General features: G+C 69.8%; 3 protein-coding genes and 1 pseudogene. 3 read left to right on the top strand and 1 reads right to left on the bottom strand.

The window, feature by feature from the left end:
* Positions 1 to 285: 285 nt before the first annotated feature.
* Positions 286 to 2,943: a DNA ligase D gene (gene ligD, locus A33M_RS15700; protein ID WP_008388970.1), complete on the bottom strand. Its 2,658-nt coding sequence runs from the start codon at positions 2,941 to 2,943 to the stop codon at positions 286 to 288.
* 472 nt (positions 2,944 to 3,415) lie between these two features.
* Between ligD and dxs the strand changes: the two genes are divergently transcribed.
* The 3 genes and pseudogenes from dxs to A33M_RS15685 form a co-directional block, all read left to right on the top strand.
* Positions 3,416 to 5,368 carry a 1-deoxy-D-xylulose-5-phosphate synthase gene (gene dxs, locus A33M_RS15695; protein ID WP_052027081.1) on the top strand — a complete coding sequence of 651 codons (1,953 nt, stop codon included), beginning with the start codon at positions 3,416 to 3,418 and terminating at the stop codon, positions 5,366 to 5,368.
* A 365-nt stretch (positions 5,369 to 5,733) separates the two neighbouring features.
* Entirely contained in the window at positions 5,734 to 6,471 is a 738-nt protein-coding gene (locus tag A33M_RS15690; RefSeq protein ID WP_202801911.1) for a TlyA family RNA methyltransferase, read from the top strand.
* Positions 6,468 to 7,143: pseudogene (locus tag A33M_RS15685) on the top strand (hypothetical protein); the annotation flags it as partial. The gene A33M_RS15690 and the pseudogene A33M_RS15685, both read left to right, overlap by 4 nt.

Here is a 7,143-nt window from a genome sequence, read left to right as displayed (position 1 = left end):
CTTCCTCCTCGCCACACGCGAAGCACTTCCGTGAATCCCGTAGCCCCGGCGGGGAGAGGTCGGAGTCCGAGCGGCAGCGAGGACTCCGGGTGAGGGGGTTTTCCTCGACACCAAGAATGCGCCCCTCACCCCCACCCTCTCCCCGCCTGCGGGGAGAGGGAGTCCCGCCGCATTCGGGACCCCTCTCGAGCCTGAACCGGACAGCCGTCGATCGAGCCCGCGACCTCGGCCGATCATGTCTTGGCATCTCGTTTTCCTCGAGCGTCGTGATCTCCGCTCGTACTCTCACCCCTCCGGCAGCGTCTGGCGCACCGAAGCGATCTCCGCCCACGGATCGGCCTTCAGGCGCTTCAGACGCTCGTCGAGGTTCAGGATCGTCCATTTTGCCGGCGAGAGCTTGGTCGTCGCCTCGCGCCACGAGACCGGGGTCGAGACGGGTGCGCCGGGGCGCGCGCGCGGCGAGTAGGCGGCGACCGCCGTCGCCCCGCGGCCGTTCCTCAGATAGTCGACGAAGATCTTTCCCTCGCGCGCCGCCTTGGTCGCCTTGGCGAGGTATTTGTCCGGCGCATCGCGGGTCATCTCGTCGGCGAGCCGCTTGGTGAACGCCTTTGCGGTCGCCCAGTCGGCGCCGTCGTGCGGCACCACGACGTGAAATCCCTTGCCGCCGGAGGTCTTCAGGAAGCTCTCCAGGCCCTTGTCGGCGAGCCGGTCGCGCACCTCCTTCGCCGCATCGATCACCGCCGATCCGTCGAGGCCGGGGCCGGGATCGAGGTCGATCACCAGCCGGTCGCACACGTCCGGGCTGTCGATGGTCGAGCCCCATACATGCACCTCGAGCACGCCGGCCTGCACCAGCGCCAGCAGCCCGTCCAAGTTTTCGATCGCGATCAGCGCGTCGCCGTGGTCGTCCACGGAGAGAACCTTCGAGCGGTCGAAGGTCGCGTGCGCGTGCTTCTGGACGAAGCACTCCGAGCCGACGCCGTTCGGGCAGCGCAGCAACGCCAGCGGCCGGCGCACCACGTGGGGCGCGAACCAGTCCCAGATCGAGGCGTAGAAATCGGCGAGGCCCTGCTTGGTGACGTCGACGTCCTGCCAATAGACCCGCTCGGGATGAGTGAGCTTCTTTCCGCCCGTTTTCTTGGTCGCCCGCGCGCGCCGCGCGGTCTCCGACCGCTCCCCGCGCGCGGGGAGCGGTGAAGCGGCCCCACGACGTGAAACCTTCGGCTCCGCCATCGTCTCCTCCAAAGCTACGGCGGTGATCTCCGGCGTCTCGCGCAAAACCTCGCGGGGCGGCTTGTCCTCGCGAATGCCCTTGAAGGCGGCGTGGCGCAGGAGGCCGGTGCCGGTGAGGCCGCGCATCTCCGCCTCGATCACCACTTCCGGCTTCACCCAGGTCATGTCGGTGCGGCGCTCGTCGGCCGGCAGGCCGGCGAACGCCGGCTTCTTCGTCGCGAGCGGCGAGAGCCGGGCAAACAGCGCGCGCGCCTGTGGCTGCGACCAGCCGGTGCCGATCCGCCCGGCGTAGCGCAGCCGACCGTCCTCGTGCCAGCCGACCGCCAGCGCCCCCACCGCGCTCTTCGAGCGAGCTGCCAGGCTGAACCCGCCGACCAGAAATTCCTGCCGGGCGGTGCATTTGCTCTTCACCCAGTCGGTGCCGCGGCCGGAGCGGTAGGGCGCATCGCGGCGCTTGGAGACGATCCCTTCGAGCCCGAGCCGGCAGGCGTGCTGGCGCACCGTCTCGCCCGCGGTGTCGAAATGCTCGGAGAAGCGCAGCGGCCCGCCCTCCCCCGCCGCCGCGATCAGGTCGGCCAAGGCCGCCTTCCGCTCGACGAGCGGCAGGACCGAGAGGTCGCGGCCGTCGAGATGGAGGAGATCGAAGGCGTAATAGACGAAGTTCTGGCGTCCCGCCTCGAGCGACGCCTGCAGCGCGGAAAAATCCGAGTGGCCGGAGGAATTTTCGACCACCACCTCGCCGTCGATCAGCGCGCTTTCGGCCGGCAGCCCGGACATCGCCTTGGCGACCGAGCGGAACCGCGCCGTCCAATCGAGCCCCTTGCGGGTCAGCAACGTCACCCGCCCGCCCTCGAGCCGCGCCTGGATGCGGTAGCCGTCGAACTTGATCTCGTGGATCCAGCCCTCGCCCTCCGGCGCCGCCTCGGCGAGCGTCGCCAGGCACGGTGGGACAAAATCCGGCAAGGGGCTCGCCGCCCGGCCGCCCGGCCGTCTCGCGGCACCCGCCTTTTTACCGGCCGTCCCGGGCCGGCTCCGCCCGGTGGCCCGCGCCTTCGGCGTCGCCCGAGCGGGCGCCGCCGGCGCCTCGCGCTTCGCGGAGTGCCACACCGCCGCCGCCTTCACGCTCGACTTGCGCTTCGGCGTCTCGCCCGCGGCGATCTCGTCGATCGACCGGCCCGTCGCGACCGACGTGGTCGCCTGCTCCAGCAAATCGGGCGCGCCGGCCTCGCGCGCTTCCGCGTCCTCGCTCTTGATCAACAGCCAGTTGGCGTGCTTGTCGCCCTTGCGCGGCTTCATCCGCACCAGGTGCCAGGCGCCCTTCAGCTTCTCGCCGTCCAGCGTGAAGCGCAGATGCCCCTTGGCGAGCCCGGCATGCGGGTCGCCCTCCGGCGCCCACCGGCCGCGGTCCCACAGCATCACCGTGCCGCCGCCGTACTCGCCCTGCGGGATTTTTCCCTCGAAGCCGCCGTATTCCAGCGGATGGTCCTCGGTCTCCACCGCCAGCCGCTTCTCGCCCGGCACCAGGCTGGGACCGCGCGTCACCGCCCAGCTTTTCAGGACACCGTCGAGCTCCAGACGAAAGTCGTAGTGTAGCCGCCGCGCCGCGTGCTTCTGCACGACGAAGCTGCTTCCGGCGCTCCGCCTCTTTCTGCCGCGCGGCTCGGAGGTGACATCGAACCGCCGCTTCTGCCGGTAGGTGTCGAGCGCCATGGCTCATGCCGTCCCGCAGGGGCGAGAACCGGATCGTAACCGATGGCGGGCTAGACACGCCGGTCGCCGGCCGATCGGGCTACCGTCGGTTCCATCCGGCCGCCGACGAGAACCGCACCGCGCCGCCCGCGGCCAGTGACGATCCGCGCACCGGCGCAGCCGAACCCCGGACGCTCTCGCCCGACTACAGGAGACGGGACGAGTCGTCCGCCCGGTGCCGCCGGGCGAATACGACGAGGCTTCACAGACCATGGGGGGGCGTGCCAAATGTCGAAGAAAGCTCGCGCACGGCGCCATGTCGTTGGTTCCGATCTTGCGGACGGACCGCCGAGTCGAATGGACAAGTGATTGACACCAAATGCGTAAGCCCGGTGACGGGTTCCTCCTCCGACACCCGTCGGACGGTATCCTCGCCACCGCCGGACCTGTTTGTCATACTGCACCGTTCGGTGTAAGCCCTTGAAAGAAAGCGATGTCGGATCCCTCGGGAGGTATTGATTTGCTCCAGCCGTCGAAAACTCCCCTGCTCGACCGCGTGAACACTCCCGACGACTTGCGGCGTCTCGAGCCCGGCGAGCTTCGCCAGCTCGCCGACGAGCTGCGTCAGGAGATGATCTCCGCGGTGTCGCAGACCGGCGGGCATCTCGGCGCCGGCCTCGGCGTCGTCGAGCTCACCGTCGCCCTCCACTACGTGTTCTCGACGCCCGAGGACCGGCTGATCTGGGACGTCGGCCACCAGGCCTACCCGCACAAGATCATCACCGGCCGGCGCGACCGCATCCGCACGCTGCGCCAGGGCGGTGGCCTGTCGGGCTTCACCAAGCGCTCGGAGAGCGAGTACGACCCGTTCGGGGCCGCCCACTCCTCCACCTCGATCTCGGCCGGGCTCGGCATGGCGATCGCCCGCGACCTCGACGAGAAGGCGAACAACGTCGTCTGTGTCATCGGCGACGGCGCGATGTCGGCCGGCATGGCCTACGAGGCCCTCAACAATGCCGGCGCGATGGACTCCAACCTGATCGTGGTGCTGAACGACAACGACATGTCGATCGCCCCGCCGGTCGGGGCGCTGTCGGCCTATCTCGCCCGCCTGATGACCGGCCGGCCGTATCTCTCGCTGCGCGAGATCGGCAAGCAGTTCGCCCAGCGTCTGCCGCGGCGGATCCACGAGCAGGCGGTGCGGGCCGAAGAGTTCGCCCGCAACATGATCACCCACGGCGGCACGCTGTTCGAGGAGCTCGGCTTCTATTATGTCGGGCCGATCGACGGGCACAATCTCGACCATCTGCTGCCCGTGCTGAAGAACGTGCGCGACGCCAAGCGGCGCGGCCCGATCCTGGTCCATGTCGTGACCCAGAAGGGCAAGGGCTATGCGCCGGCGGAGGTGTCGGCCGACAAGTATCACGGCGTGGTCAAGTTCGACGTCGCGACCGGCGCGCAGGTCAAGTCCAACGCCAAGGCGCCTTCGTATACCAAAGTCTTCTCCGAGGCCTTGGTGCAGGAGGCGAAGAAGGACTCGAAAGTCGTCGCCATCACCGCGGCGATGCCGGCCGGCACCGGCGTCGATCTGTTCGGCGAACTGTTTCCCGACCGCTTCTTCGACGTCGGCATCGCCGAGCAGCACGCCGTCACCTTCGCCGCCGGCCTCGCCACCGAAGGCTACAAGCCGTTCGTCGCGATCTACTCGACCTTCCTGCAGCGCGCCTACGATCAGGTGGTGCACGACGTCGCGCTGCAGAAGCTGCCGGTGCGCTTCTGCATGGACCGCGCAGGGCTGGTCGGCGCCGACGGCCCGACCCATGCCGGCTCGTTCGACATCGCCTTTCTCGGCTGCATCCCCAACATGGTGCTGATGGCGGCGGCCGACGAGGCGGATCTCGTCCACATGGTCGCCACCCAGGCGGCCACCGACGACGCGCCGACCGCGCTGCGCTATCCGCGCGGCGAAGGCACCGGCGTCACCGTGCCGCTCGAGGGCGTGCCGCTGGAGATCGGCAAGGGCCGCATTCTTCGCGAAGGCCACAAGGTCGCGCTGTTCTCCTACGGCACCCGGCTCGGCGAGTGCCTCGCGGCGGCCGACGAGCTGGCCGCCCACGGCCTCGCCACCACCGTCGCCGATGCGCGCTTCGCCAAGCCGCTCGACATCGATCTCCTGACCCGGCTCGCCCGCGAGCACGAGGTGCTGATCACCGTCGAGGAAGGCTCGGTCGGCGGCTTCGGCAGCTTCTGCCTGCAGGCGCTGGCCGAGGCCGGGCTGCTCGACCGCGGCCTCAAGGTGCGGCCGCTGGTGCTGCCGGACTGCTATATCGACCACGACACCCAGCCGGCGATGTACGCCAAGGCCGGCCTCGACCGCCGCGGCATCGTCGCAAAAGTGTTCGAGGCGCTCGGCAAGGACGCCAAGGAGACCATCCGCCTCGCCTGACAGACCAGTCTGTGCGGACTCGTCCGCGCAGGCTCGCCTGATACAGGTTAGCCTGCACCGTGATCGAACGGCCGGGTTCTCGCCCGGCCGTTTGCTTTTTCGATCGGCAGAACGCTCCATCCGCTCGTCCCCGCGAAAGCGGGGACCCAGGAGCCACACGAAAAGGTCGTCTGGATTCCCGCTCGAGCGGGAATGAGCGGAGAATGAGCATGCGCCGAGACGGTCACGAATGAATAACCGTAGGGTGGGCAAAGGCGCGCGAGCGCCGTGACCACGCCTTGTCCGGCACGTCTCGTCGCGGTGGGCACGCTTCGCTCTGCCCACCCTACAACCGACGGCTCCTCTCCACGATGGTGACGGAAACCATGTCTCCCCGCGTGCGTGCCGACCGGCTCCTCGTCGACCGTGGCCTGTTCGAGAGCCGCGCGCGGGCGCAGGCGGCGATCGCCGCCGGGCTCGTCACCGCCGACGGCGCCGTGGTGAAAAAGCCCTCCGACGCCCTGCCGGCCGACGCCCTGATCACGGCGGAGCCCGCCTTCCCCTGGGTGTCGCGCGGCGCGCTGAAGCTCTTGGCGGCGCTCGAGGCGGGAAGCATCGATCCGGCGGGCCGCGTGTGCCTCGATGTCGGCGCCTCGACCGGCGGCTTCACCGAGGTTTTGCTCGACCGCGGTGCCCGGCGCGTCTACGCCGTCGATGTCGGCCGCGACCAGCTCCACGCAAAACTGCGGGCCGACGCACGCGTTCTCTCGCTGGAGGCCACCGACATCCGCACGCTCACGCCCGACGCGTTTCCCGAGCCGCCGACGTTCGTGAGCATCGACGTCAGCTTCGTCTCGCTGACCAAGGTGTTGCCGGTCGCACTCGCCCTCGCGGCACCCGCCTGCGATCTCGTGGCATTGGCAAAACCGCAGTTCGAGGCGGGGCGTGACCGGGTGAAGAAGGGCGTCGTCAGGGATCCGGCGGTCCATGCGGAGGTGTGCGAGACGGTCGCCGCCTTCGTCACCGCGCAGGGTTTCGACATGCGCGCGACGCTGCCCTCGCCGATCACCGGCGGCGACGGCAACCAGGAATTCCTGCTGATCGCCCGGCGAGGCACGCCGTGAGCGAGCGCCTGGTGATCCAAAAGCTCGGGCATCGCGGCGACGGCGTTGCCGACGGGCCGGACGAGCCGATCTTCGTGCCCTACACGCTGCCGGGCGAGACCGTCACGGTGGAACCGTGGGACGGCCATCCGGACCGCCGGCGGCTGGTCGCGGTGGATGAGCCGAGCCCGGGGCGCGTCGCTCCGCTCTGCCCGCATTTCGGCGTGTGCGGCGGCTGCATCGCGCAGCATATGGCCGAGCCGCTCTATCGCCGCTGGAAGCGTGGGCTGGTCGAGGACGCGCTGGAGGCGGCCGGGCTCGAGGCGCCGGTCGGCGATCTCATGGATGCGCACGGCGAGGGCCGGCGCCGCATCGTGCTGCATGCCCGGCGCGGGGGCCGCGACATTCTCCAGGTCGGCTTCGCCGCCCAAAAGGCGCACGACGTGGTGCCGATCGACCGTTGTCCGGTGGCCGCGCCGGGCCTTTCGGGAGCGATCGAGACGAGCTGGGCGATCGCGGAAATCCTGCAGCCGTTGAAGAAGCCGCTCGACCTGCACGCCACCGCGACCGCGGACGGCCTCGACATCGACGTGCGCGGCTCCGGGCCGCTGAACCCGGCGCGTGCGGCAAAGCTCGCCCGGCTCGGCGAGACGCATCGGCTCCCCCCCCCCCCCCCCCCCCGCGGGAGTCTTT

Origin of the sequence: Rhodovulum sp. PH10 (genome assembly GCF_000293785.1) — a bacterium.
Classification (GTDB): domain Bacteria; phylum Pseudomonadota; class Alphaproteobacteria; order Rhizobiales; family Xanthobacteraceae; genus Rhodoplanes.
The sequence above is the reverse complement of the archived record's forward strand: the minus strand, read 5'-3'. Positions and strand labels throughout refer to the sequence as shown.